General features: G+C 58.9%; 20 protein-coding genes. 12 read left to right on the top strand and 8 right to left on the bottom strand.

Features of this window, described 5'->3' with window-relative positions:
- The first annotated feature begins 28 nt into the window (after nt 1–28).
- From Q0Y02_RS00335 to Q0Y02_RS00310, 6 genes are all read left to right on the top strand, one after another.
- Complete coding sequence (locus tag Q0Y02_RS00335; RefSeq protein WP_297762755.1) at nt 29–898, top strand: SDR family oxidoreductase; 870 nt, start codon at nt 29–31, stop codon at nt 896–898.
- Nucleotides 898–2,508, top strand: a complete 1,611-nt coding sequence (locus Q0Y02_RS00330; protein ID WP_297762753.1) for an acyl-CoA carboxylase subunit beta — start codon at nt 898–900, stop codon at nt 2,506–2,508. The genes Q0Y02_RS00335 and Q0Y02_RS00330 overlap by 1 nt, the downstream gene beginning before the upstream one ends.
- A 192-nt stretch (nt 2,509–2,700) precedes the next feature.
- Nucleotides 2,701–3,858, top strand: coding sequence for an acyl-CoA dehydrogenase family protein (locus Q0Y02_RS00325; protein WP_297762751.1), 1,158 nt, complete (start codon nt 2,701–2,703; stop codon nt 3,856–3,858).
- A 220-nt stretch (nt 3,859–4,078) separates the two neighbouring features.
- On the top strand, nt 4,079–4,885 hold the full coding sequence (locus Q0Y02_RS00320; protein ID WP_297763803.1) for an enoyl-CoA hydratase-related protein: 807 nt from the start codon (nt 4,079–4,081) through the stop codon (nt 4,883–4,885).
- Nucleotides 4,886–5,076: 191 nt separating this feature from the next.
- Nucleotides 5,077–7,032, top strand: a complete 1,956-nt coding sequence (locus Q0Y02_RS00315) for an acetyl/propionyl/methylcrotonyl-CoA carboxylase subunit alpha (protein ID WP_297762749.1) — start codon at nt 5,077–5,079, stop codon at nt 7,030–7,032.
- Nucleotides 7,033–7,333: 301 nt separating this feature from the next.
- Nucleotides 7,334–9,163 (top strand): long-chain-acyl-CoA synthetase, encoded by a 1,830-nt coding sequence (locus tag Q0Y02_RS00310; RefSeq protein ID WP_297762747.1) that lies wholly within the window; start codon nt 7,334–7,336, stop codon nt 9,161–9,163.
- A gap of 1,347 nt (nt 9,164–10,510) precedes the next feature.
- Here Q0Y02_RS00310 and Q0Y02_RS00305 read toward each other — a convergent pair.
- The 3 genes from Q0Y02_RS00305 to Q0Y02_RS00295 all read right to left on the bottom strand — a co-directional run bounded on the left by Q0Y02_RS00305 (nt 10,511) and on the right by Q0Y02_RS00295 (nt 12,678).
- A complete protein-coding gene (locus tag Q0Y02_RS00305; RefSeq protein ID WP_297762745.1) occupies nt 10,511–10,975 on the bottom strand; it encodes a phasin family protein in 465 nt (154 codons plus the stop codon).
- A 165-nt stretch (nt 10,976–11,140) separates the two neighbouring features.
- A complete protein-coding gene (locus Q0Y02_RS00300; RefSeq protein ID WP_297762743.1) occupies nt 11,141–11,458 on the bottom strand; it encodes a hypothetical protein in 318 nt (105 codons plus the stop codon).
- Nucleotides 11,458–12,678, bottom strand: coding sequence for a hypothetical protein (locus tag Q0Y02_RS00295; protein ID WP_297762741.1), 1,221 nt, complete (start codon nt 12,676–12,678; stop codon nt 11,458–11,460). The genes Q0Y02_RS00300 and Q0Y02_RS00295 overlap by 1 nt, the downstream gene beginning before the upstream one ends.
- 264 nt (nt 12,679–12,942) lie before the next feature.
- Between Q0Y02_RS00295 and Q0Y02_RS00290 the strand changes: the two genes are divergently transcribed.
- The gene (locus Q0Y02_RS00290; RefSeq protein WP_297762740.1) at nt 12,943–13,698 is read left to right on the top strand and encodes a hypothetical protein; all 756 of its coding nucleotides are present in this window, start codon (nt 12,943–12,945) and stop codon (nt 13,696–13,698) included.
- A 191-nt stretch (nt 13,699–13,889) separates the two neighbouring features.
- Here the strand turns inward: Q0Y02_RS00290 and Q0Y02_RS00285 are convergent, their stop codons facing one another.
- Entirely contained in the window at nt 13,890–14,213 is a 324-nt protein-coding gene (locus Q0Y02_RS00285) for a hypothetical protein (RefSeq protein WP_297762738.1), read from the bottom strand.
- Nucleotides 14,214–14,429: 216 nt separating this feature from the next.
- Here Q0Y02_RS00285 and Q0Y02_RS00280 point away from each other — a divergent pair, with 216 nt between their 5' ends.
- A complete protein-coding gene (locus Q0Y02_RS00280; RefSeq protein WP_297762736.1) occupies nt 14,430–15,122 on the top strand; it encodes a diguanylate cyclase in 693 nt (230 codons plus the stop codon).
- Nucleotides 15,123–15,253: 131 nt separating this feature from the next.
- Here the strand turns inward: Q0Y02_RS00280 and cmoB are convergent, their stop codons facing one another.
- The 3 genes from cmoB to Q0Y02_RS00265 all read right to left on the bottom strand — a co-directional run bounded on the left by cmoB (nt 15,254) and on the right by Q0Y02_RS00265 (nt 17,587).
- On the bottom strand, nt 15,254–16,222 hold the full coding sequence (gene cmoB / locus Q0Y02_RS00275) for a tRNA 5-methoxyuridine(34)/uridine 5-oxyacetic acid(34) synthase CmoB (protein WP_297762734.1): 969 nt from the start codon (nt 16,220–16,222) through the stop codon (nt 15,254–15,256).
- Nucleotides 16,222–16,953 (bottom strand): carboxy-S-adenosyl-L-methionine synthase CmoA, encoded by a 732-nt coding sequence (gene cmoA / locus Q0Y02_RS00270; protein ID WP_297762732.1) that lies wholly within the window; start codon nt 16,951–16,953, stop codon nt 16,222–16,224. The genes cmoB and cmoA overlap by 1 nt, the downstream gene beginning before the upstream one ends.
- A gap of 187 nt (nt 16,954–17,140) precedes the next feature.
- Nucleotides 17,141–17,587, bottom strand: a complete 447-nt coding sequence (locus Q0Y02_RS00265; protein WP_297762730.1) for a hypothetical protein — start codon at nt 17,585–17,587, stop codon at nt 17,141–17,143.
- Nucleotides 17,588–17,773: 186 nt separating this feature from the next.
- Between Q0Y02_RS00265 and Q0Y02_RS00260 the strand changes: the two genes are divergently transcribed.
- Nucleotides 17,774–18,115: a DUF1275 family protein gene (locus Q0Y02_RS00260; RefSeq protein ID WP_366516895.1), complete on the top strand. Its 342-nt coding sequence runs from the start codon at nt 17,774–17,776 to the stop codon at nt 18,113–18,115.
- Here the strand turns inward: Q0Y02_RS00260 and Q0Y02_RS00255 are convergent.
- Nucleotides 18,105–20,663 carry an ATP-binding protein gene (locus tag Q0Y02_RS00255; RefSeq protein WP_297762726.1) on the bottom strand — a complete coding sequence of 853 codons (2,559 nt, stop codon included), beginning with the start codon at nt 20,661–20,663 and terminating at the stop codon, nt 18,105–18,107. The genes Q0Y02_RS00260 and Q0Y02_RS00255 overlap by 11 nt on opposite strands.
- A 108-nt stretch (nt 20,664–20,771) precedes the next feature.
- On the opposite strand from Q0Y02_RS00255, the gene Q0Y02_RS00250 reads away from it, so the two are divergent.
- From Q0Y02_RS00250 to Q0Y02_RS00240, 3 genes are all read left to right on the top strand, one after another.
- Nucleotides 20,772–21,425 (top strand): hypothetical protein, encoded by a 654-nt coding sequence (locus Q0Y02_RS00250; RefSeq protein ID WP_297762724.1) that lies wholly within the window; start codon nt 20,772–20,774, stop codon nt 21,423–21,425.
- 131 nt (nt 21,426–21,556) lie between these two features.
- Nucleotides 21,557–23,422 carry a bifunctional tRNA (5-methylaminomethyl-2-thiouridine)(34)-methyltransferase MnmD/FAD-dependent 5-carboxymethylaminomethyl-2-thiouridine(34) oxidoreductase MnmC gene (gene mnmC / locus Q0Y02_RS00245; RefSeq protein WP_297762722.1) on the top strand — a complete coding sequence of 622 codons (1,866 nt, stop codon included), beginning with the start codon at nt 21,557–21,559 and terminating at the stop codon, nt 23,420–23,422.
- A complete protein-coding gene (locus tag Q0Y02_RS00240) occupies nt 23,419–23,811 on the top strand; it encodes an MAPEG family protein (RefSeq protein WP_297762720.1) in 393 nt (130 codons plus the stop codon). The genes mnmC and Q0Y02_RS00240 overlap by 4 nt, the downstream gene beginning before the upstream one ends.
- The last annotated feature ends 26 nt before the right edge of the window (nt 23,812–23,837 follow it).

Below are 23,837 nucleotides of genomic sequence, written 5' to 3'. Positions count from 1 at the left end.
GGAATGAACAAACCAAGGATTAACGACAATGTCATACCGTTCCGTATTCAAGCCCGACCTGTTTGCCGGCCAGAACATCATCGTCACCGGCGGTGGCTCCGGCATCGGCCGCTGCACCGCCCATGAACTGGCTTCCCTTGGGGCCCGCGTGGTATTGGTCGGTCGCAAGCAGGAAAAACTGGATGCCGTGGCGGCGGAGATCGAGGAAGACGGCGGCCAGGCCATCGGCTTCACTTGCGACATCCGTGACGAAGAGGTGGTCAAGGCCACCGTTGCCGAGATCTACAAAGCCGTCGAGGTAGTTCACGGCCTGGTCAACAACGCCGGCGGCCAGTTCCCCTCGCCACTGGCGCTGATCAACCAGAAAGGCTGGGAAACCGTGGTGCGCACCAACCTCACCGGCGGCTTCCTGATGGCCCGGGAAGTGTTCACCCAGGGCATGAACCGCAACGGCGGCGCCATCGTCAACATCGTCGCCGACATGTGGGGCGGCATGCCCGGCATGGGCCACTCCGGCGCCGCCCGGGCCGGCATGGTCAACTTCACCCAGACCGCCTCCTACGAATGGGGCAGCTGCGGGGTGCGCGTCAACGCCGTGGCCCCGGGCTGGATCATGTCCAGCGGCATGGACACCTACCCGGAAGGCTTCAAGCAGACCCTGAAAACCCTGCGCGCCGCCGTACCGCTCAAGCGCATGGGCAACGAATCGGAAGTGTCCGGCGCCATCTGCTTCCTGCTCAGCGACGCCGCCGCCTTTATCAGCGGCGACACCCTGCGCATCGACGGCGCCGCCAGCCAGGGCAATGTGGCGATCTTCCCGCTGCCCGACCACGACAAGAGCAAGCCGTTTGACGGCTTCCACCGTGCCACCACCCCCGATGTCTTCAAGGACCTGTAATGTCAGTCATTGAATCCGCACTGGACCCGAACAGCGAGGAATACCAACAGAACCGCGACGCTCTGCTGGCCGCCGTGGAAGAGTTCCGCGCCATTGAGCAGGCCGTGGTGGATACCGCCGAAGGCAAGCGTGCCAAATTCGAGAAACGCGGCCAGCTGCTACCCCACGAGCGTATCTCGCGCCTGCTGGACACCGGCTCGCCATTCCTGAGCCTGATGAACCTGGCCGGCTACAAGATGCACGACGACAAGGACGGCACCGAAGCCGGCGGCGGCACCATTGCCGGCATCGGCTATGTGTCCGGCGTTCGTTGCCTGGTTACTGCCTCCAATTCCGCCATCAAGGGCGGCACCATTTCGCCCTCTGGCCTGCATAAAACCCTGCGCCTGCAGCGCATCGCCATGGAAAACAAGCTGCCGGTGGTGAGCCTGGTGGAATCCGGCGGCGCCAATCTGAACTATGCGGCAGAAGTGTTCGTGGACGGCGCCCGCACTTTTGCCAACCAGGCACGGCTGTCCGCTGCCGGCATTCCGCAGATCACCGTGGTACACGGCAACGCCACCGCCGGTGGCGCCTATCAGCCAGGCCTGTCTGACTACGTGGTAGTGGTCCGCGAGCGCGCCAAGATGTTCCTGGCCGGCCCTCCGCTGCTGAAAGCCGCCACCGGCGAAATCGCCACCGATGAAGAACTGGGTGGCGCCGAAATGCACGCCGGCACCGCCGGCACCGCCGAATACCTGGCGGAAAACGATGCGGACGGCATTCGTCAGGCCCGGGATCTGGTCAAGCTGCTGGGCTGGCGCCGGGCAGCACCGGCTAGCGACGAGATCGAACCGCCCCGCTACGATGCCGAGGAATTGCTCGGTGTGGTACCCGCCGACGCCAAGAAACCCTACGACGTGCGCGAGATCATTGCCCGCATCGCCGACAGCTCCGATTTCCTGGATTTCAAGAACGACTGGGACAGCGCCACCGTGTGCGGCTGGAGCACCATCGAAGGCAAGCCCGTGGGCATCATCGGCAACAATGGCCCGATCACCCCGCGAGGCGCTGCCAAGGCCGCCCAGTTCATCCAGCTCTGCGACCAGACCCGTCGACCATTACTGTTCCTTCACAACACCACCGGCTTCATGGTGGGCACCGACGCGGAACAGAACGGCGTCATCAAGCACGGTTCGAAAATGCTGCAGGCCGTGGCCAACGCCCGGGTGCCGAAGATCTCCATCGTCGTCGGTGGCTCCTACGGCGCAGGCAACTACGCCATGTGCGGCCGCGGTCTCGATCCGCGCTTCATCTTTGCCTGGCCCAACTCCAAAGTTGCCGTCATGGGTGGCCAGCAGGCCGGCATGGTGCTGCGCATCGTGGCCGAAGCCAAACAGCGCGCCAACGGCATTGAGCCGGACGAGAAGGTGCTCGACATGCTCCAGCAGACCACCGCCCAGAAACTCGACAGCCAGTCCACCGCGCTCTACGGCACGGCCCGGCTATGGGACGACGGCATCATCGACCCCCGCGACACCCGCCGCGTGGTCGCCTATGCCCTGGACATCTGCGCCGACGCCCAACATCGCGAACTGCACCCGAATGCGTTCGGGGTGGCAAGACTTTAGAGGCAATTAATAATTAAGAATTAATAGTTAATAACGTGAAAACCCCATCCCGTTTTCACCAAACGAAAGGCCTCAAAGGGGTCTCGTTATTAACTATTCACTATTAATTATTAATTCACGCACCGGCATCGCCAGGTAGCACAGGCACAACAGAACACAACGTACTTCATTGAACAAAACAGGACGCTTCCCATGCTTTTCACTCAAGAACACGAAGAACTGCGCCGCACAGTCCGCAACTTTGTCGAGAAAGAACTGAACCCCCACGTCAAGGAATGGGAAGAAGCCGGGCGCTTTCCCATCCATGAGGTGTTCAAGAAAATGGGCGATCTGGGTCTGCTCGGTGTGACCAAGCCGGTCGAGTTCGGTGGCATGGGGCTGGATTACTCCTATGGCATGGTGATGGCCGAAGAGATGGGCCGCACTCACTGTGGTGGTGTTCCGCTTTCCACCGGGGTACAGACCGACATGGCCACCCCGGCCCTGGCCCGTTTCGGTTCCGACGAACTGCGTCAGAATTATCTTGCACCGGCCATTGCCGGTGACATGGTGGCCTCCATCGCCGTGTCCGAACCGCATGCGGGTTCCGATGTGGCCGCTATCAAGACCACTGCCACCAAGGACGGCGACGACTACGTGATCAACGGCACCAAGATGTGGATCACCAACTCCCCCAGCGCTGATTGGTTCTGCCTGCTTGCGCAGACCTCAGACGGCAAGCCGCACATGAACAAGTCTTTGATCATCGTGCCGAAAGACGCCGCTGGCATCACCGTGGACAAACCCCTGCACAAGCTGGGCATGCGCTCCTCGGAAACCGCCCAGGTGTTCTTCGACAACGTGCGCGTGCCCCAGCGCAACCTGGTCGGCCAGGAAGGCATGGGCTTCATGATGCAGATGATGCAGTTCCAGGAAGAGCGTCTGTTCGCCGCCGCCAACAGCCTGATGGGCATGCAGCACGTGATTGACGAAACCATCGCCTACGCCAAGGACCGTCAGGTGTTCGGCATGCCGCTGATCGACAACCAGACCGTGCACTTCCGCCTGGCCGAACTGCAAACCGAAGTGGAATCCCTGCGCGCCCTCACCTACCGGGCCTGCGAGATGTACATCAACGGCAAGGATGTGCTGCAGCTGGCGTCCATGGCCAAACTGAAAGTCGGTCGTCTGAGCCGAGAAGTAGCCGATGGCTGCCTGCAGTACTGGGGCGGCAACGGCTTCATGTGGGACAACCCCGCCGGCCAGCTCTACCGCGATGGCCGTCTGGGCTCCATCGGCGGCGGCGCCGACGAAGTCATGCTGGGCATTATCTGCAAGACCATGGATATCCTGCCGGGCAAGAAAAAATAACAGGACACCCCGGCCCCGGAATACTGCCCGCTGTAGGAGCGGCGCTTGAGCCGCGAAAACCCAGGAGCGAGAAGCGAGTTACGAGAAGCGAAATGCACAACCGAACCATCGTGTTTCAGGTTTTCGGGCCTCGTAACTCGCGCCTCGCAACTCATATTCTGTTCGCGCCTCAAGCGGCGCTCCTACAGCGGCCCTGTAGACATGTTGAGAGGAGCGCATGATGACGCTACCGAAAACAGACACCTTACAGCTGAACCAGGACGGCCCGGTTCTGCATATCACCCTGAACCGCCCCGACAGCCGCAACGCCATGAGTCTGACCATGGTCAACGAGTTGATGGCGGTGTTCGAAGCGGTGAAGGATGACACCGGCGTGCGCGCCATCGTGCTGCGTGGCGCTGGAGGTCACTTCTGTGCCGGCGGCGATATCAAGGATATGGCCGGCGCACGCCAGCAGGCTGCCAGCGGCGACAGCGATGCCTTTGAGAAACTGAATCGCCGTTTCGGGGAAATGATCACCGCCGCTAATCATCAGCCCCAGGTGCTGATTACCGTGCTGGAAGGCGCGGTACTGGGCGGCGGGTTTGGTCTGGCCTGCATCTCCGATGTGGCCATCGCTCACACTGGCGCCACCTTCGGCCTGCCGGAAACCGGCCTGGGGGTGATTCCCGCCCAGATCGCCCCCTTTGTCGTAGAGCGCATCGGCCTGACCCAGGCCCGGCGGCTGGCCCTCACCGGCATCCGCTTCCAGGGCGAAGAAGCCCGGCGACTGGGCATCGTTCACGAAGTGGCAGCTGACGCAGACGGCCTGGATGTCCTGCTGCAAGACACCCTGAAAGCGGTGCGCAAATGCGCACCCCATGCCAACCGGGTGACCAAACAGCTGGTGCTGAACGTGGGCCATGAACCCATGGAGGTGTTGCTGGACCAGGCGGCGAAGGATTTCGCCGCCGCCGTGAACAGCGAAGAAGGCCAGGAAGGCACCATGGCGTTCGTACAAAAACGCCCTGCGTCCTGGAACAACTAAAAGATTGATTTACCACAGAGGACACAGAGTTCACTGAGTAAAACCATAAGCAGACAAAACACCGAGGGACTTCGGGAGCGTGGGCACTTGAAGCGCAACCGAATCAGATTGTTTTTTCTCTGCGAACTCTGTGCCCTCTGTGGTGAAAAAGCATCACGACCACCGGGCCCAAACACCGGTAAGGAACCACAATGAGCTTTGAAAAAATCCTGATTGCCAACCGTGGCGAGATTGCCTGCCGGGTTATCGCCACTGCCCAGTCTCTGGGCTACCGGACCGTGGCGGTCTATTCCGAGCCGGATGGCGGTGCCCGTCACGTCCAACTGGCCGACGAAGCCGTCTGTGTAGGCCCGGCACTGGCCAGCGCCTCCTACCTGAATGTGGATGCCCTGCTGGATGCCTGTCGCAAGACAGGCGCCGATGCGGTGCATCCCGGCTATGGCTTTCTGTCTGAAAACGCCGGGTTTTCCAAGGCCTGCAAGGATGCCGGTATCACCTTTATCGGCCCCGATGAAGATGCCATCCACTTGATGGGCTCCAAGCGCCTGTCCAAGATCGCCATGATCGAAGCCGGCGTGCCCTGCATTCCCGGCTACGAAGGCGAAGACCAAAGCGACGCCACCCTGCTGCAGGAAGCCGAACGCATCGGCCTGCCGCTGATGATCAAGGCCAGTGCCGGCGGTGGCGGCCGTGGCATGCGCGTGGTCACCGATGCCAGCGAGATTTCCGCCCAGCTGAAAAGCGCCCGGCAGGAAGCGAAAAGTGCCTTCGGCAGCGACGAGTTGATTCTGGAGCGCGCCGTAATGCAACCACGCCATGTGGAAATCCAGGTATTCGGCGACCGCCATGGCAACGTTATCCATCTGGGTGAGCGGGACTGTTCGATACAACGTCGCCACCAGAAGGTGGTGGAAGAGGCCCCCTCTCCGGCCGTGGACGAGGCCCTGCGCCAACAAATGGGCGAAGCCGCGGTCAATGCCGCCAAGGCCTGCAACTATGTGGGGGCCGGCACGGTGGAGTTTCTGCTGGCGCCGGAAGGTGATTTCTTCTTCCTGGAAATGAACACCCGCCTGCAGGTGGAGCATCCGGTTACCGAGTTGGTCACCGGCCTGGACCTGGTGGCCTGGCAGATCAAAGTCGCTCGCGGCGAGCCCCTGCCCTTGAGCCAGGACCAAGTCACGCTCACCGGCCATGCCATGGAGGTGCGCCTGTACGCGGAAGACCCGGCGCAGAATTACATGCCGCAGACCGGCCCGGTACTGTGCTGGCAGCCAGCCAGCGGCGATGGCGTGCGCATCGACCACGGCCTGACGGAAGGCTATGAGGTGGGCAGCCACTATGACCCCATGCTGGCCAAGATCATTGCCGTGGGCGATAGCCGTGAAGACGCCCGGCGACGCCTGATCCGTGCTGTGGAGGACACCGTATTGATGGGAGTCCGGGATAACCGGACCTTCCTGGCCGCTATTCTGCGTCACCCGGTATTTGCCCAGGGCGAAGCGACCACGGCATTCATTGGGCAGGACTTTGCCGACGACGCCAGCATGGCCGGCGAGGCTCCTTCCAGCCAACTCTGGGCCCTGGCCGCCCTGCTCCGCTGTGAAGTGGAGACACCGGCAGCCGAGCTACGTGGCTGGCACTCCAGCACCCTGGGGGCTCAACCGGTCCAGCTTCGCTGTGGTGAACACGAACAAACCGTATATATCCGCTATCGCGATGACCATGCCGAGCTGATGGTCGGCGAGAACAACCACCACATCGAGCCTCTGGGCCCGGGCCTGGCCAGCATTGACGGCATTCGCCAGCGCTACCAGATGTTCCAGGATGGCAAGCAAAGCTGGCTGCAATGCCAAGGCCACAGCGTCTGTTTCGAGGATGCTACCCATAGCGCAGCGGGCGCCAGCGATCAGGCCGGCTCCGGCCAGATCCGCGCGCCCATGGATGGCGCAGTGATCGAGGTATGCGCGAAGGCCGGTGAGGCCGTGCAGCGGGGGCAGGTGCTGGTAATCATGGAAGCCATGAAGATGGAGCATAGTCTCAAGGCGGACTGTGATGGCACCGTGGAATCAGCGGATCTAGCGGTTGGCAGTCAAGTGAAACGCCAGCAACTACTGGTCAGCATCAAGGCGGACAACCCGGAGTCATAATCCGTCAATGACATTTTACGAACGGAGAGGGACACTCCACTGTGATTCAATAGTTTGCACCGGGCAGATAAGGCCAAAACGGACCGCCGCAATCTGCCCTGGCACTGCGGCCGGGCAAGGCTCTTGCCCTGCCCTGGTGCTACGGTTAAGGTAAGCGCCCGCTTGCCAATACTGGGTTCCCGGCTGAACAGCCTTCGGATAACCGCTTACATGCCGTGATCGAATGACTGGCCTGTATCGACTCATCCTGTGGTGTTTTGTGCCTGGGCGCCTTCCAAGAACACAGACTAATGGAGATCCTATGAGCAACGCCGACATCATCACGTTGCCCAAGCTTCTGTCCAAGGTTCCCGAGGTGGTCAGCAATCTGCCAGGCCTGATCAAGGGCTCGCGGATGGCCAAGATCACTGACACGACCAAGCCTCTGGGGCTGGGCATGGCCATCGAGCGAGCCACCGGCATGAACCCCAACGGCGCCGCCCTGATCTACGAAGACACCGAGCTTACCTACAAGCAGTTCAATGCCTGGGCTAACCGACTGGCAGATTACCTGGCCTCCATCGGCCTGAAAAAAGGCGACACTATCGCCGTCAACATCGAAAACCGCCCGGAACTGCTCGTCACTGTAGCCGCCTGTGCAAAACTGGGCGTCTGCGCTGCGCTGATCAATACTTCCCAGCGTGGCAAGGTACTGGTCCATTCTTTCAATCTGGTGAAACCCAAGGCCGCCATTATTGGTGAGGAATTGGTAGACGCCGTGGAAGAGATCCGTGGCGACCTGGACCTGAAGGACAATTTCTTTTTCTTCGCCGACCAGGACACTCTGGAAAACCCGGGTGAGGCTCCCGCCAGCTACAAGAACCTGGCCAGCGAAATCAAGGACTGCTCCAGCGAGAACCCGGCTTCCAGCAAGCAGACTTTCCTGCGCGATCCGCTGTTCTATATTTATACCTCCGGCACCACTGGCCTGCCCAAGGCCGTAGTGTTCAACCACGGTCGCTGGGAAAAAGCCTACGGTGGCTTCGGTTATTCAGCGGTGCGTCTTAACGCTGACGATCGCCTTTACACTACCCTGCCCTTCTACCACGCCACCGGCATGGTCATCTGCTGGGCGTCTGTGCTGGCCCCTGCCGGCACACTGGTACTGGCGCGCAAGTTCTCCGCCAGCGGCTTCTGGGAAGATATCCGCCGCCACGGCTGTACCGCGTTCGGTTATGTGGGCGAACTGTGTCGCTACCTGCACGAACAACCGGAAAAGCCCAACGACCAGGACAACAAGGTTCATACCATTGTCGGCAACGGCCTGCGCCCGAGCATCTGGAAAGAGTTCAAGGATCGTTTCGGCATTGACCGCGTGGTAGAGCTGTATGCCTCTTCCGAAGGCAACGTGGCCTTTACCAATGTGTTCAACTTCGACAACACCGTAGGTTTCTCTCCGGTCAGCTATGCCATCGTCAAATACGACAAGGAACGGGACGAGCCGGTACGCGACAGCAATGGCAACATGATCAAGGTGGGCAAAGGCGAATCCGGCCTGATGCTCGGCGAGATCACCGACAAGACGCCGTTCGACGGTTACACCGACCCGGAGAAGACCGAGAAGTCCATCTTCCGTGACGTCTTCAAGAAAGGCGATGCCTGGTTCAACACCGGTGACATGATGCGCGATATCGGCTTCCGCCATGCGCAGTTCGTGGACCGTCTGGGTGACACCTTCCGCTGGAAAGGCGAAAACGTGTCCACCACCGAAGTAGAGCAGATTCTGGATGGCTATGACGGCATTCAGGAGTCCGTGGTCTACGGGGTAGAAATCCCCAACACCAATGGCCGGGCCGGCATGGCACAGGTTCGCCTGACCTGCCACCACAGCGAATTCGACTTCCAGGGGCTGTGTGCCTACCTGAAGCGTGAGCTGCCCCATTACGCCATTCCCGTGTTCCTGCGTATCAACGAGCAGGCCATGGAGACCACTGGCACCTTCAAGCACCAGAAGAACAAACTGAAAGAGCAGAAGTACGACCTGAGCCAGCAGGACAATGCGGTCTACGTATTGCTTCCCAAGGCCAACTGCTACCAGCAGCTGGACAAGGAGAGTCAGGAAAGCATCGATAACGGCGAGCACCGTTTCTGATCTTTCTCTTGCTGAAAAAAAGGGGTGCCTTCGGGCACCCTTTTTTTTTGTTCATCATGGACTAGCGGGAACGCAAACGACCCGCTCCCGGGTAAGAATTCGAGCGTCTTGCCCCTCGCCCCCTTTCGGATACCGAACCTCAGATCTGGATCACCGACGCCACGCATTGCGTAGTGTGCACTGGGCCCAAGGCGAACTGCACACCACATCCAGGAAGCCGCCGGTGCTTGCGGCCATTTAGAGACTCATCTCGGCCTTGAGGGAGAGGAATCATGCAGCACGTTATTCTCCTCGCTCACGCGGCACCCGGGAGAGCAATTTGCCTTTGGCAGACGTCTCGCAACACAAACCCCACCCCCATAACCAGCCGCGCTGGACAACGTCCTGCACCAACGCACAACAGAGATAATTCTTCCACACCCCAACAACTATCCCCATGCTCTGTGGACAACTCTGTGCAGGACCTCAGGAAAACACTCTACAGCCCTCTTATAGCAAGCACTTCAGCTGTTTGCATGATTTTCCACCAGGACAGGGATTGACACTTTCCTCAACTCTCGGAGCGCATCAGCACAATCACAGGGGATTACTCACAAATTCTGTGGATAAAATTGTGGAAAAGCTGAGAAGAACCGTCTGTAGCCCCCGGCAAAAGGCCTTTCTCACTTAATGGTGGATAATTACACATATCGTAAATCTTATTATTCTCAGCAACTTAGCGGTGATTTTTTAGCCATGCCAGGTGACAACCGGATGACAGCCAGTTGCATGCGTCCGATAACAGCCTTGTGTAAAAACGCCATTTTCTTGTCGTAAGCAGGCCGTTCAGCTAGCCGATCATTACCACACATCGGCACAATCCTAACTTCTGAATTCTTTTCCACAGAAGCTGTGGATAACCCTGTGCATAGCCGGTACACAACCGCCCTATCTCACCGGTTTTTCACGGCTATTGACGACATGCCCATTTTTTAACCAATCAATAAATTCATTATATTTCATGTAGTTACGCTGTTTTTTATGAGCTATTCACGGGTTTGTCATATTTTATTGCAGAAAAAGCCCATTGACAGAAACCTGTGAACAAAATTGGGGCATGAAGACGTTACCAAGGGTGACAGCGTGGCACAGTCGTTCCGAGTCAATCAGGGCCGCACCCGCGATGAAAGCATCCCTCACCAACGGTCACTGAGACAGAGCGTCTGTACCTATGGATATCCTGCCTGGGCGACGCTTCGTCGCGAGAGAGCTTATTTCGAACATAAAAAAAACGGGTACCAAGGGGGTACCCGTCAAAAGACACCACTAAGGGGTTAGCGGTGTGCGCTACAACACTGTTTGGACGCCTCAGCTCTTCTTGCGGCTGCGGCGTTTTGGAGTGTCGGATTCAGAGGAAGCACTGACATCTTCCTCGGCTTTGCTCAGTGCACTGGTAAGCTCGTGAACCCGTTTCTCCAGCTCTTCGACTTCCCGTTTGTTGGGGAGCCCCAAGCGGGACAACGCCTTGTTCAGGCGATCGTCGAAGGCCTTCTCCATCTTGTCCATGGTCTCGCCGGTATGATGGCGAACCCGTTCCTTAATCTCTTCCACCCGGGACTCGGTCTTGTCCTTGGTGTGACGTTCCACTTCTCGGCCTGCTTCAACCAGGGCATCAAAAAAGCCGCTACCCTCTTCCTCGGCCCGTGCGAACGCCCCCAGACCGGCAAGCCAGATCTGGTGGGTATACTTGCGAATATCTCGTGAAGCTCCACTAAGAGCCTTCAGCGGGCTAGGATTCCGCTCTTCTTTTTCGTTCTGCTTATCGTCGGACATGATCCAAACTCCGAAGGTAATTCCACGAGCAGATGCAGCGCAGCAACAAGCAACGGCATCAACGCGAAGGAGTAAATTATAGGGGGGTAGTAAAGCAGGTTTGCACAGGTTTGTCTGACAATTGCTCAATGATCGTTTATGTGATCAATTTCTCATCAGATCAGGCTACTGTTCATCCAGATCATCATTATCATCCGGCCGCCGATTGCCGATCAGGCCCATGCCCCGGGCCAGATCCCGGGCGCTGTTGCGGATCACTTCCCGGGAGCGGCCGGTAAGCAGATCGACAATCCGCTTCCTCAGGCGCTCTTCCAACTGGTTGGCACCCTCTTCAAGACGGCGATCCACCTTGCGTTCAATTTTGGGCCCCAGATAAAAATGGCCAATCAAGCCCATGAGGGTCAGGGTCAGCAGAGAAGACGCTCCCGCCGCTGCAAACAGCAGCCACCCCAGAGTGGCTATATCTATCTGCAGCGTTTCCATCAGGCCGCTCCGAACATGAACAGCAGCTGCCCGACCCCGGCCATGGCACCCAGAAAGCCGCCTACCACGATCAGAATCCACTCATCTTCCTGGAAGGCCGGCCGCAGCAGGTCCTGGAATTCTTCCGAGCTGAGCGCCTGCATCCGTTCAGCCATGAGCCTCTCGACAATCAGGCCCCGCTCTTTGTTGAAGCCCTGATCTTCAAACGGCTCCACGGCAAGATCCACTGCTTTGTCTTCTACCGCTTTCTTGAGATCCGCGTAACCCTCAGGGCCCACCGTCAACTGGGCAGCCGTGCGCACCACACCACCATTGAGCAGTGGCTTGAGATGGCGTTTGATCAGGGCCTTGGTGCGATCTCCACGGGGGCCGTTAACCACCTGGTACATGATATTGCGTAGGGTGATCACTTCATCCGTCGCAAGGCGCGCGAAGGATTCGGCCACATCCTTCTGCCGCTTCAGGAACAGCCCCTGAATGCGGAAAGGGCCGATTTTCACCGGATTGAGCGGTCGGAAAATCAGGTTGAGAGCCAGCCAGTTGGTGGCAATACCAACGATAAAACCAAAGAACGGCAGCACCCAGTTTTCCGGCACAAAGATGAACACCGGCACCTGAATCAGACCGAACAGGAAACCGAAGTAGAAACCGGAATTGGTAATGAAACGAAATTCAGGATCACCCACTTCCTGGAACATCTGCACCATGAGCGCTTTGTCTTCGCTCATCTGGGTGATGACCATGTGCTTCATGTCCACCAGGCTGTCCAGATTGCGGCTGATGTCATCAACCACATTGTCCATGACCGCTGGAATTGCCCGGCGTGCGCGGGCGTAGACACGCTTGCGCACCAACAGAGGCAGATTCTCCCAGAGCACAGCATTGCGCTCGGTCATCACCTCGTCGGTGTACTCTTCAATTCGTAGCTGGATGGTGCGGGTGAGGTGGGCGGATATCTTTTCCGGCTCCATCTCGCGAAAGAACTCGTCCAGACTGCCCAGTTTGGAAAGGGCCTTGTCGACAACTATACCTGCCATCTTCTCGACCTTGGAGGGAATGATCCCCTGCCAGCCGAAAATGGGCCGAATACCAATGAATTCCAGTGGATAGAACGTCATTTTGACGGCCATCCAGTTGGTGATCCACCCTACGGCACCGGCGATAAAAGGTATACTGACGTACTTCCAGAAGTCCGGGTACGAAAGCAATGATTCCAGCATTGAAAAACAACTCCCCTCCAAGGGCTTATGCACTGTAACGCGACAGTGCCAAGACAAACATATCCCGCTTTCGCCAATCCCGGTCTAAAAAGCCAATGTCGTTTTAAGGCAGCAACCTATCATGGGAGGTGCCCTTTATTATAAAAGTGCCTAGTATAGGTAGCTGGCACCCTAAATATAAGCAAGATAACGTAATTTTTGGCAACAAATCGGGACCCGAAGCGACAGCGCGGCCCCATTTCAGGACAGGATTTTCCGTCACTTATGCCTCAGACCGGTAGTTTTCCCCAGCTGATTGTGCTTGGTGGTTTGGAGAGCGCGCTCAATCAAGCGCTCACAGGTAGCCAGCCCGGCCGCGACAGGTTAGCCGCTCTGCACGGCACTGTCGTGCGGATTCGTGCTGAGCGCCCGCTCTGGGTGCTCTATGTGCTGATCTATGAAGATGGCGTGGAGCTGCTGACCGACTACGAAGGCAACGTGGATATCCGTGTCCGCGGCCCTATGGGAGCTATGGTGCACTGGCTGTTTGCCAGCGAGCCACTGACCGATCATGAATCCCTGCGCGTTACCGGCAGCGACAGGCAAATCGCCCAGCTCACCGACCTGATTGAAAATTTCAGCCTGTGGCCACTGGTTCGCAACTGGCTCGACGACCATGTCCGGCTCAAGGAGTTGCTCGACCTGCTGCGCCGTGAAGACCCAGTGTGGCTGGAGAAACTGGCCACCCTGCCTCAGCAAGTCGGAGAACTGGCAGAACAGGTGGCTCGTCAGCAGCTGATTCAGGAAGACATCCTCGAGGAGCTGCGTCACCTGCGCGGCGAATTACGACGAGCTCGCAAGCTGGACCAGTTCTTCACCCTCACCGGTACCCTGCTGATTCTGCTGTCGCTACTCAAGGCCTCCTCACTGTGGGAAACCACCTTGCAGGCATTGCAGCAGGATGTGTTGTCCCTCGCCATGCTCAGCCTTGGTATTGCCTTCCTGCTGGCTCGACTGCTTCCCGCCAGGGGCAGGCTGTAGCACTGAACGATGAGCTGCGAGGCGGGTTAGGCCAAGGCCTATCGTTCTTTCTGGAACCTGTCGAGCGCAGAGATTCCTGATCGCCCTGCGGGCGATATCCTTGCTGTGCAAGGTTCGCGGCTCAAGCGCCGCTCCTACAGCAGCTTCGTAGATATCTCTGGCTTGCCCTATCCAACCCGTGTAGCTCGTAGCTATCGATTCTTCTTCGGTGCACCAAAAATCTGCCCGAGGCGTTCGCCGACCAGCTCCGCGCTGGAACGGGCCAGGCTGCGGCTGGCGCCTTCCAGCACTTCCCGGGTATCAAGATTACGGACGCCATCCACCAGGCCGCGGCGCACTCCCTCTTCCACCCGCGAAGAAAGCACCTCAGCGGCTTTTTCCACCTGCTCATCCAGCTCTTTTTGCATGTTGTCACGCAACCGCGGCTGAAAGTAGAAACGCCCCCAAAGCGCCACCACCGCCAGTGTCATGGCCGAGCTCAACACCGCCGTCGCGATCACCCAGATTATGGACATGTCCTCACTCCTTCTTTCCATCCGCTCTAATTGGCTGATTAACAACCGGTTTTGGTAACAGAGCAAGACAATGTTGTTAAATAAAGTATGCGCGCAATGCCCACCCCAAGGGAATTGATTAGAGTAAAAACCAAGGGAAAGGATGCCCACTGTTAAGAGCCCGTACACGCTCCCACGAATGGAACGTCATCTTAATGTGTGGTCCCGAGGTACCCAATGACTGCCGTGACAACCAGCAGCAGCACAAGCAGCCATAGCCAGCAGATGATTCACCAGGCGATGTCTCTGTGTCGGCGACATCAGCAGCCCCTCAGCATTCTCGCTATCCGATTTCAGGAGCTGGGATCCGTCAAGGCGGATATCGGTGCCGAGCGAATTCAACGCCTGCTTGCAAAAGTTCTGCATCAAATGCATGCCACCAAACGCTGTGAAGACGGTCTGGTGAGCTGCCAGTCAGGGCAATCCCTGTTCGTAGTCTTGCCGGCCACCGCCGTGGACGGCGCCATGGCAATGGCGCAACGCCTACAACAGTGGTTCAGCAGCCAGGAATTCGAGCTGGATGAGTTCTTCATTTCCCTGCCGACACGCATCGGCGTGCATTGTGCCAGCCAACGGGAAGAGGAAGGCGTGGTGCAGCTGCTTAATCGGGCATTCAATACCCTGGAAGACACCACGGAAACGACTCATATTGCATTGAGTGGATCAGCACACAAACAACTGGCCGCGCTGCAATCCGCCCCCGAGGCAACCGGCCAACTGTCCCGGCAGCTGCTCGAGTTGGCCAATGACACCGATCAGACCTCGCTCATGGAAGTGCTGTCTCCTGCCTTATCCGTTCTGGATGAACGTCTGAGGCTAAAGCTGGTAGATCAGTTACTGGAAGCATCGACCCAGGCGAAGGCGATCTGAAAAGAGTGACAATATTGCCGCTGCGCTCATCGCGCCCTGCAAAGACCGCCCCTCCTGCCTCAGTCATTGGGCAAAGAATGCTATGCGCTTTTATGGTAAGGATTTTCTCTATCTCTGGCTTGCACAGCAGGTCAGGGTTTGCGGGCAATGAGCACGGCCCGGCGAGGCGCTGGATAACCTTCCCGGGTCAGGGTCGGGTCGTCCGCGTCCAGAAAATCCGGTAACGACTGGAACCGCATCCAGTCCGTGGCTCGCTGCTCTTCAACCGTAGTATCGCTCTCATCCACACAGCGAATATCCACAAAACCACAGCGCTGTAGCCAGCGCTCGAGCATCGCCACGGAAGGCAGGAAAAACACATTGCGCATCGCCGCGTAACGGTCCTCGGGCATCAGCACGGTCTGTGCATCACCCTCCACCACCAGGGTTTCCAGCACCAGCTCTCCCCCTTCGCTCAACACCGCTTTCAGTTCCAGCAGGTGATCCAGCGGGGAACGGCGATGGTAGAGCACGCCCATGGAAAACACCGTATCGAAATTCTCCGTCTGCGTCGGCAACTCTTCCATCCGCAACGGCAGAAACCAGACCGCGGTGGAAGGCGAAAAGCGGCGCACCGCCAGGTACTGCACCAGAAACAGGATGGTCGGATCGATACCCACCACCTGCTGTGCACCGGCCGCCGCCATTCGCCAACAGTGATAGCCGCTGCCGCAACCCACATCCAGCACACGCCGCCCGGCCAGGGGTGACAAATGCGGCGCCACCCGCTGCCACTTCCAGTCAGAGTGCCACTCGGTGTCGATCTGCACGCCGAAGAAATTAAAGGGCCCCTTACGCCAGGGAATCAATCCCTCCAGGGCGCCTTTCACGACTGCCGGATCAACCTCACCGGGCTTTCCAATGCGTAGGCTATCCGCCGCGAAATCACAGTCCGCCGGCCCCTCGGGCAGCGCGTTGAGCGCTGCCATCCAGCGGGGCAAATCACCATGGGGCTTGTCCAGCAGGCGCTGCCGGCACAGGGCCATTAGCGTGTCCCGCTGGGGCTGGGCATAGAGTTCCCGCAGCGCGGTGTCGCACTGCTGCAGATAATCCTTCAGCATCAGCGCACCGCCAGCAGAGAGATGAAATTGAAGCAGCGGAACCAGACATGGATCTCCCGATAACCCGCCTGGCGCAGGCGTGCTTCATGATCCGCCAGGGTTTCCGGTATCAGCACGTTTTCCAGCGCGGTGCGTTTCTGGCTGATCTCCAGATCCGAATAACCATTGTTACGCTTGAAGGCATGGTGCAGCTCGGTCTGCAGGGCATTCTCCGCATCATCGGCAAAGCGGATCTTTTCCGACAGCACCAGAATCCCGCCAGGGACGGTAGCGTCGGCAAGGCGCTGGATCAGGGCGTCGCGCTTGTCCGGGGCGATGAACTGCAAGGTGAAATTGAGCACCGCCATGGAGCACGGCTCGAAATCCATGCTGGCCACATCGCCCTCCAGCAGACTGACCCGCTCGCTTTGCCCGGTTTGCGCAATCAGTGTGCTGGCCTGACGAATCATGGCCGCAGAATTATCCACGGCAATCAACCGGTTGCCCTGATCTGCCGTTAGCGTTGCCATGGCCGTGGTCGCTGCACCCAGAGAGCAGCCGAGATCATAGAGGCAGGTATCCGGCTGGGCATAACGAGCCGCCAGCACCCCTATCATGTCAATGATAGTGGGGTAGCCGGGCACAGAGCGGCGAATCATGTCCGGGAAGACACGCACCACGGTGTCATCGAACGAGAAACGGGTCACCTGCTGGTGCGCCGTGGCGTAAATGCGATCCTGCTGATCAGACATAGGGGTTCCGGTATCACAATGCGGGGCGAATTATAGCGGGTGATACCGGTGGGTAGAAATGGGGACAACACAGATCGCAATCAGTGCAGCCCCTTCAGTTCTCTGTGGGAGCCGTCGTTCGACCGCGATAGCTTCGGGCAAGGGTCGCGGTCGAACGACCGCTCCCACAGCAAAGCCAGAATTTGCCTTACTTCAGGCTGATCCGCAGGTTCGGGTTGAAATCTTCGTCGGCCAGGTCGCTCAGGTAGCTTTGCACAAAATCCTGAACGTCGCTGTCACCCTGCTCGCCAAGGCGCCGAAGGGCTTCTTTCAGGGGCAGGGTCTGCCCATGGAGCGCTACCTGGGAGGCGCTCAGGTTAAGGCCCAGGTCAATCACTGCGTACTCCAGATTCTCTGCCTGACGGGCCAGCACCATCTTTTCCAGCACGCTGCTGCCATCCTGGCAGGACAATGAGAGCACTTGCTCACCGGAGGTTAGCGCCAGCTCATCGCTTTCAATCAAATCATCGACCAGGGCGCCGAAAGCACTCTCCTGGCTCGCCGCCAGACACAGCCGCTCGCTCATGCCGCTACTGATTTGTGCATGGGCCGGCAGCGCCAGCACGACAAACAGGACAAAAGACAAATAACGCATGCAGGAACCCTCTATCCCAAAACCCGGAAGACACAATCGTCAGAGGCGGATTATACGAATTAAACACTACATAAGTTAACCACCCTCACACATAAAGATGGCAAAAAAGTGACGAAATGCAATATTCTGGCTTCATACGGCAGTCATTAATCCTTCCTAGAATCTCTGACAAAACAGGCATAACTATTGCTTAGGCTATCAAACAAGATCACTTGCACGATTGGAGATATCGATATGCCCGCTTTCCGCAAGCATGACTCCGCCAATGCCCTGACCTGCGGAGCCCTGCTTCTGATGCTATGTGGAGTGATGCTGGCTTTACAGGATGTGCAGTGGCAACTGGTGAGCATGGCCAGTTTCCATGCCGGCGTGGTTCTGACCGCCGTGGCTCTGTGTTTTCATGGATGGCGGCGTCATCGGGCCTGGCGCCTGGAACTCCTGGTGCTGATGACACTGGGGTTACTGGTAACACTGGCACCCTTGATGCCTCTCCCCTTTCAGGATTTTCTCGAATACCTCACGCCTTGATGTCCATGTACCGAGAAATGGCATCTCGCATAGCGGTCAAAGAAAGCGGTTTGATCAACTGGCCGTTCATTCCTGATCGCTGTACCCGCCCTCCCAGCTCGGATACCGCATGGGCGCTCAGCGCAAGAATCTGGCAAGGAGGCCAGTGTTCGCGTTCTTCACAATCGCGCATTCGCCCGGCACTGGTGAACCCGTCCATCACCGGCATGTCCAGGTCCATCAGTACCAGGTCATAAGCACCCGCAGCGTCCTGGAACATGTCCAGCGCACGGGCGCCATCCTCGGCAATATGAATCAGGCTGATTCCCAGCCGCTCCAGATACCCCTTTGTCACCATCTGGTTCACCGGGTTGTCCTCCACCACCAGCACCCGCAGTGCGGCAACGGCTTCTTCCCCTTCCACCTGTGAAATAATCGGAATACTACTGGGCATCTGTCGACCCAGTAACTGCTTGAGTTCATTGACTGTGAGCACCGACCGCCGCAGCAAATGCACCTGTGGGGGCAGCCAGTCGGGAGCGTGCGAGCGCATCCCGGTAAGCAGCAGAATCTGCAGTGGCACCTGACTGAGGCGCACCAGCTGCAGGGTTTCTTCCAACAGATCCCGGTCAGGCATACCGTTGATCAACAGAACCCCAGCCCCTTCCAGTGATCCCAGCGCCGCCAGTTGCGAGCTGTTACTGACCCGCTGAACCGCCTGAAACCGCCGATCCGCCAGCATCCAGTCCGCCAGATTGCCCTGCACATCCCACAACCAGGCCGGTGGCGCCTCCTGCTCCATCGTGGGCACATCCCCCTTGTCCGCTGGCATCTGAACGCTGAAGCTGAAACGAGCCCCCTTACCGGGGGCACTTTCCACACGGATGTCTGCCCCCATCAGGGCCACCAGTTCACGGCTGATCGACAATCCCAGCCCCGTACCGCCAAAGCGTTTCGCCGTATCCGCCGAGGCCTGGGCAAAATGCTGAAACAACCGGGCTTGCTCTTCCTGGCTGAGGCCAATGCCGGTATCGGTCACGGCAAAGCTGAACAAGGGCTGTTCATGACTCACCTGACGATAGGCCAGAGACAGTACCACTCTGCCGTTACGGGTGAATTTGACCGCATTGCCCAACAGGTTGATCAGCACCTGGCGCAGGCGGGTAGGATCACCCACCACCCGGGAAGGCATATTGCTGTCCATATCGAGCAGCACCAGGGTTCCGTTATCACTGGCGGGCAGATTGAACATCTGGGCGCACTCGGCCATCAGCAGGGGCAGATCAAACGGCTCTTCCACCAACTGCAATTTGCCGGCCTCGATCTTGGCGAAATCGAGTACATCATTGATAAGCGCGGTGAGGGTGCGCCCGGCACTGTCGATCAGGCTGATGTATTCCTGCTGTCGGGGCGTAGGGTCGGTTTCACGTAACAGCTCTGCCAGACCGATCACCCCATTGAGGGGAGTACGAATTTCATGGCTCATGCGAGCAAGGAACTGCCCCTTGGCCAGACTTTCTGCCCGAGCACTGATGGCGCGGGAATTGGAGCGGTAAACCAGCAGCGCCAAACCCAACACCAGGGCGTAGAGCAACAGCACCGCCAGCATCAGGAAAATGCTGCCTCGCAGTTTCTCCTGGCGAGTGTGCTCTACCAACTGTACTGACAGCTCTACCAGGTTGTCAGACAAGCCATCCAGGGACTGCATGGCGTGGCGGCTGCGATCGTAGGCCTGTTCCCAGCTTACCTGGACCCGGGGCGCCAGAATCAGCTCTTGTTCAGACCATAATAGAAACCGTTGCAGTTCGTCCTTCACCAGTCGCCACTGCTGTTGCAGCTCAATGGCGCCGGTTCTCGCGGACAGCGCCTTGATCTCGCTGTCGATGACCGAGAGCTGCTGCTGCAGACGCTGCCAGGCATTTTCCAGACGACGGGCGTCGTTATCCCCCAGGTATCCTCCACGCTGGCTGACATAAAGCGCCAGGGCACGAATCAACCCGATGTCATTTTGTGCCTGACGAAACGAGCCCAGCGTCAGGGACAACACTTCATTGGGCTCCAACCCCTCCCCCACAGACATATCCGAAGCGATCAGTACTGAGGAAAGGGCATTGCCCAGACGCTGGGCAATGCGATTGACGTTATCGTAGGGGCCCGCCACGTCTTCCAGGGGAATCCCGGTTTTCACCGTCAGGCCAGACCAGGTTTCGCTGAGCAGCCCTGCCTGATCATTCAGGCCGGGAATATCCCGTTCACGCACCTGCTCCAGAAAGGCCTGTAAGCGGCTGTCCGCTCTCGCCCCGCTAAGTTCAAAGCGGGACACGATCTCCGGATGCTGGGTATGAATCATCACCGGAGCCAGGTCACGCATGTCATCCAGGGGCGAAAAGGCAGCCAGACCACTTTCGAACAACCTGAGATCGCCCTGCATGGTCTTGTAACCCGACAGCAGATCCAGACGGTGTTGAACCATCAGGAAAGACGCAATCGCAAAGGGGACGGTAATAATGGCAAACAGCAATGCCATTGCAACGCCAGTGCGCATACCGTTATGTGATGGTTTTTCCATCCGCCTTTCCCTATAAAGGGTATCCTCATCGGGTAACTTGTATTGTGCCACCAGAAAATCGCCGCCACATCAGGAAAACCCGGAACACCTTGCCTCATGATGACAAAGATGAATGTAAAAGTTTGCTATCTGTTGCCGCTGATCGCTGTGCTGGGCCTGGTTTCTTGCGCCACACAGCCCAACCGGGAGCAACCCCCCACGGCCCTGAAGCTGCCAAAACTCAGCACTGAATCAAGCGACCAACAACGCCTGCCGGTGACGCCAACCGCCCAGGCCGTGGACCTGTCGCACTTCCAGGCTCCCCAGCACCTGGCCGGTCTGAAACTGGACGGGGAAATCAGTACCCAACGGGGTCGCACCCTGCACTATCGAAGCGAAGATAAAAAAGAACAGTTATCGCTGACCCTCAGCGGCCTGCCTGCGGGCTGGGATAACATGCCGGCACAGCGTGCTGTCGCCAGTTACTACAGCGAGGTACGACAAAGACGGGTGAACCAGGCCCTGCAAGACAGCGCCAATGCCTTGACCATCCTCAGCGAAACCCTGCTGGATCTGGAGGGTCAGCCCTCCGCCCAGGCACAAATGCGCTGGGTGGAAAAGGGAAGGCCGATCCAGAACCAGTCCCTGCTGGTAACGCTGATCGATGGTGTTTACATCCGCATCAACAATGCCAGCTACCAGCAGAGTCCCCGCTGGCTGCTGCAGCATGGCAAACGGGCGCTGGCCGAGTTCAAGGCGGCACAGAAGGCAGTTGGCAGCTGATAAACCCGGTCCGAGCCTGCGAATCGTTGCTGGCGCTATCTCACCCCAGCCTCCATGCCTGTTAATGGTGAGACCCGCAAGGTATCCTGCCTTCCCTACAGGCACCAACAGCAGACCAATCCCGGCTCGCGATGACACCCCCAACCTTCTCCCCCATCCAGCCGGCCATCGTTGACTGGCAAGAGACCACCCCGGTGGCGGTGGATTTTGACGATCCCTATTTCTCCCGTCAGGACGGCATGGCCGAGAGCGATTACGTGTTTCTGCAGGGCAACCGACTGCCGGAGCGCTTCCGGGCAATGGCCGCCGGCGCTACTTTCGTTATCGGTGAAACCGGCTTCGGTACCGGTCTGAATTGCCTGCTGGCAGCGCGGGATTTTCTGGAACATGCCCCGGACAGCACCCGGCTGCACCTGATCTCCGTGGAAAAGCACCCGCTATGCAAAGCGGATCTGGCCAGGGCCCTGGCTCACTGGCCTGCCCTTTCCTCTCTGGCAGACACCTTGCTGACAGAGTATCCGGCACCCGCACCGGGCTTTCACCGTCTTCAGCTGCACCCTCGTGTGCAGCTGACCCTGCTCCATGGCGATGCCCTGGCGTTGTGGCCACAATTCCACCACCCGATGGATGCCTGGTTCCTGGACGGCTTTGCCCCGGCCCGCAACCCGGACATGTGGCAGCCAGAACTGTTCGCCCAACTGGCCAGACTGAGTCGGCCCGGCACCACCCTGGCCACTTTTACGGCCGCCGGGGTTGTCCGTCGTGGATTGGCCGAGGTCGGCTTTGTCATGCACAAGCGCGATGGTTTCGGCCACAAACGGCATATGTTGGTTGGCGAGATCGAGGGCCTGCAAGCCCCCCACCCCGCACCGGCATCAGGGCACATCCTGGTCGTCGGTGCCGGGCTCGCCGGGTCCACCACAGCCCGGGCCCTGGCCGAGCGGGGCTGCCGGGTAACGGTGCTGGACCCGGATGGTGTCGCCAACCATGCGTCCGGCAACCTGGCCGGGGTGGTCTACAGCACCCCCAGCCCCCATCTCACCTCCCAGAACCGCTTCTATCAGCAAAGCTACGGCCACGCCCTGCGCTGGTTGCACCGCCACGGATACCCGGCACAACCGGAAGACGGCAACCTGAACGGGGTGATCCAGCACTACGTGGATGAGCGCCAGCGGGACAAGCTGGAGCAGGCCATGGCAACCGGGGCCTGGCCACAGGAGCTGCTTCAGCCCTACGGCGATAATGCCGTGCAACTGCTCGGCGGCGGCTATCTGCGGCCGGACCGCTGGTGCCAGCATCTGCTCAACCACCCCGCCATCAGCCAGCTGTCAGCCCGGGTGGTGTCCCTGGAAGAAGGCGCCCCGGCGCGGGTGACGCTGGAACACGGGGAGACGCTCAGTGCCGATGCCGTCGTCCTCTGTACCGCCGGGCAAAGCGAGTCCCTGCCTGGCCTGGGCTGGTTACCGCTCAAACATATCCGGGGGCAGGTGAGCTATTGTCGGGCCACCGAGGCATCCCGACGCTGGCAACAGGCCCAATGTCATGGCGGTTACCTGACCCCGGCCCTGAACGACCTGCACTGCGTCGGCGCCACCTTCAAGCTCCACGAAGATCACACCCATGCCACCGACAGCGACGATGCGGAAAACCTGGCCCAGCTGAAGCACTACCTCCCCACCCTCTGGCAGGAGCTGGGTGGCGACCACATCCAGATCGTCGACCGGCGTGTGGCATTCCGTTGCCAGAGCATCGATTTCCTCCCCCTGTGCGGCCCGTTGCCCGTGGCCACGGACAATCCCCACCGCCCGGCACAAGGGCTCTACCTGAATGTGGCCCACGGCAGCCGCGGCATTACCGGCAGCCCCTTGTGTGCGGAGCTGATCGCCGACATGATCTGTGGCCAGCCGCTACCGACGGATCAGGAAATGATTGACGCCCTGGCCCCGGCCCGGTTTATTGTCCGCAAACGCAAAAAACAACCCGAGTGGATGCCATGACCCTAGTCAGCTTGCCGATTACCGCCCTCTACGCCGCCCTCAGCGGCTTCCTGATCATCGCCCTGGCCGCCAACGTGGTGCGTCTTCGTCTGGGCAAGAAAGTCTCCCTGGGCGATGGCGGCCACAAGGACGTAAGCCGCGCCATCCGCGCCCACGGCAACACCATTGAATACATTCCGCTAGCGCTGATCCTCATGGCCCTGCTGGAAATCAACGGCGGCGGCAGTACCGCCCTGCACCTTTACGGCATCCTGCTGGTAGGCGGCCGAGCCCTCTACAGCTACGGCATGCTAATCCCCCGCAGCAGCGCCAACCTGGCTCGCCAGCTGGGCGTGGTGACCTCCTGGCTGGTGATACTGGGTGCCGGTATTCAGCTGCTGGTGATTTGAAGACCCTTTCCGTAGGAGCGGCGCTT

Origin of the sequence: uncultured Alcanivorax sp. (assembly GCF_947258575.1) — a bacterium.
Classification (GTDB): Bacteria; Pseudomonadota; Gammaproteobacteria; order Pseudomonadales; family Alcanivoracaceae; genus Alcanivorax.
This window is presented reverse-complemented; position numbering and strand designations above follow the sequence as displayed.

What these genes read in the sequence shown, in the direction of transcription:
- Q0Y02_RS00335 (WP_297762755.1), top strand. Translation starts at nt 29, where the DNA reads ATGTCATACCGTTCCGTATTCAAGCCCGACCTGTTTGCCGGCCAGAAC.
- Q0Y02_RS00330 (WP_297762753.1), top strand. Translation starts at nt 898, where the DNA reads ATGTCAGTCATTGAATCCGCACTGGACCCGAACAGCGAGGAATACCAA.
- Q0Y02_RS00325 (WP_297762751.1), top strand. Translation starts at nt 2,701, where the DNA reads ATGCTTTTCACTCAAGAACACGAAGAACTGCGCCGCACAGTCCGCAAC.
- Q0Y02_RS00320 (WP_297763803.1), top strand. Translation starts at nt 4,079, where the DNA reads ATGACGCTACCGAAAACAGACACCTTACAGCTGAACCAGGACGGCCCG.
- Q0Y02_RS00315 (WP_297762749.1), top strand. Translation starts at nt 5,077, where the DNA reads ATGAGCTTTGAAAAAATCCTGATTGCCAACCGTGGCGAGATTGCCTGC.
- Q0Y02_RS00310 (WP_297762747.1), top strand. Translation starts at nt 7,334, where the DNA reads ATGAGCAACGCCGACATCATCACGTTGCCCAAGCTTCTGTCCAAGGTT.
- Q0Y02_RS00305 (WP_297762745.1), bottom strand. Translation starts at nt 10,975, where the DNA reads ATGTCCGACGATAAGCAGAACGAAAAAGAAGAGCGGAATCCTAGCCCG.
- Q0Y02_RS00300 (WP_297762743.1), bottom strand. Translation starts at nt 11,458, where the DNA reads ATGGAAACGCTGCAGATAGATATAGCCACTCTGGGGTGGCTGCTGTTT.
- Q0Y02_RS00295 (WP_297762741.1), bottom strand. Translation starts at nt 12,678, where the DNA reads ATGCTGGAATCATTGCTTTCGTACCCGGACTTCTGGAAGTACGTCAGT.
- Q0Y02_RS00290 (WP_297762740.1), top strand. Translation starts at nt 12,943, where the DNA reads ATGCCTCAGACCGGTAGTTTTCCCCAGCTGATTGTGCTTGGTGGTTTG.
- Q0Y02_RS00285 (WP_297762738.1), bottom strand. Translation starts at nt 14,213, where the DNA reads ATGTCCATAATCTGGGTGATCGCGACGGCGGTGTTGAGCTCGGCCATG.
- Q0Y02_RS00280 (WP_297762736.1), top strand. Translation starts at nt 14,430, where the DNA reads ATGACTGCCGTGACAACCAGCAGCAGCACAAGCAGCCATAGCCAGCAG.
- cmoB (WP_297762734.1), bottom strand. Translation starts at nt 16,222, where the DNA reads ATGCTGAAGGATTATCTGCAGCAGTGCGACACCGCGCTGCGGGAACTC.
- cmoA (WP_297762732.1), bottom strand. Translation starts at nt 16,953, where the DNA reads ATGTCTGATCAGCAGGATCGCATTTACGCCACGGCGCACCAGCAGGTG.
- Q0Y02_RS00265 (WP_297762730.1), bottom strand. Translation starts at nt 17,587, where the DNA reads ATGCGTTATTTGTCTTTTGTCCTGTTTGTCGTGCTGGCGCTGCCGGCC.
- Q0Y02_RS00255 (WP_297762726.1), bottom strand. Translation starts at nt 20,663, where the DNA reads ATGGAAAAACCATCACATAACGGTATGCGCACTGGCGTTGCAATGGCA.
- Q0Y02_RS00250 (WP_297762724.1), top strand. Translation starts at nt 20,772, where the DNA reads ATGAATGTAAAAGTTTGCTATCTGTTGCCGCTGATCGCTGTGCTGGGC.
- mnmC (WP_297762722.1), top strand. Translation starts at nt 21,557, where the DNA reads ATGACACCCCCAACCTTCTCCCCCATCCAGCCGGCCATCGTTGACTGG.
- Q0Y02_RS00240 (WP_297762720.1), top strand. Translation starts at nt 23,419, where the DNA reads ATGACCCTAGTCAGCTTGCCGATTACCGCCCTCTACGCCGCCCTCAGC.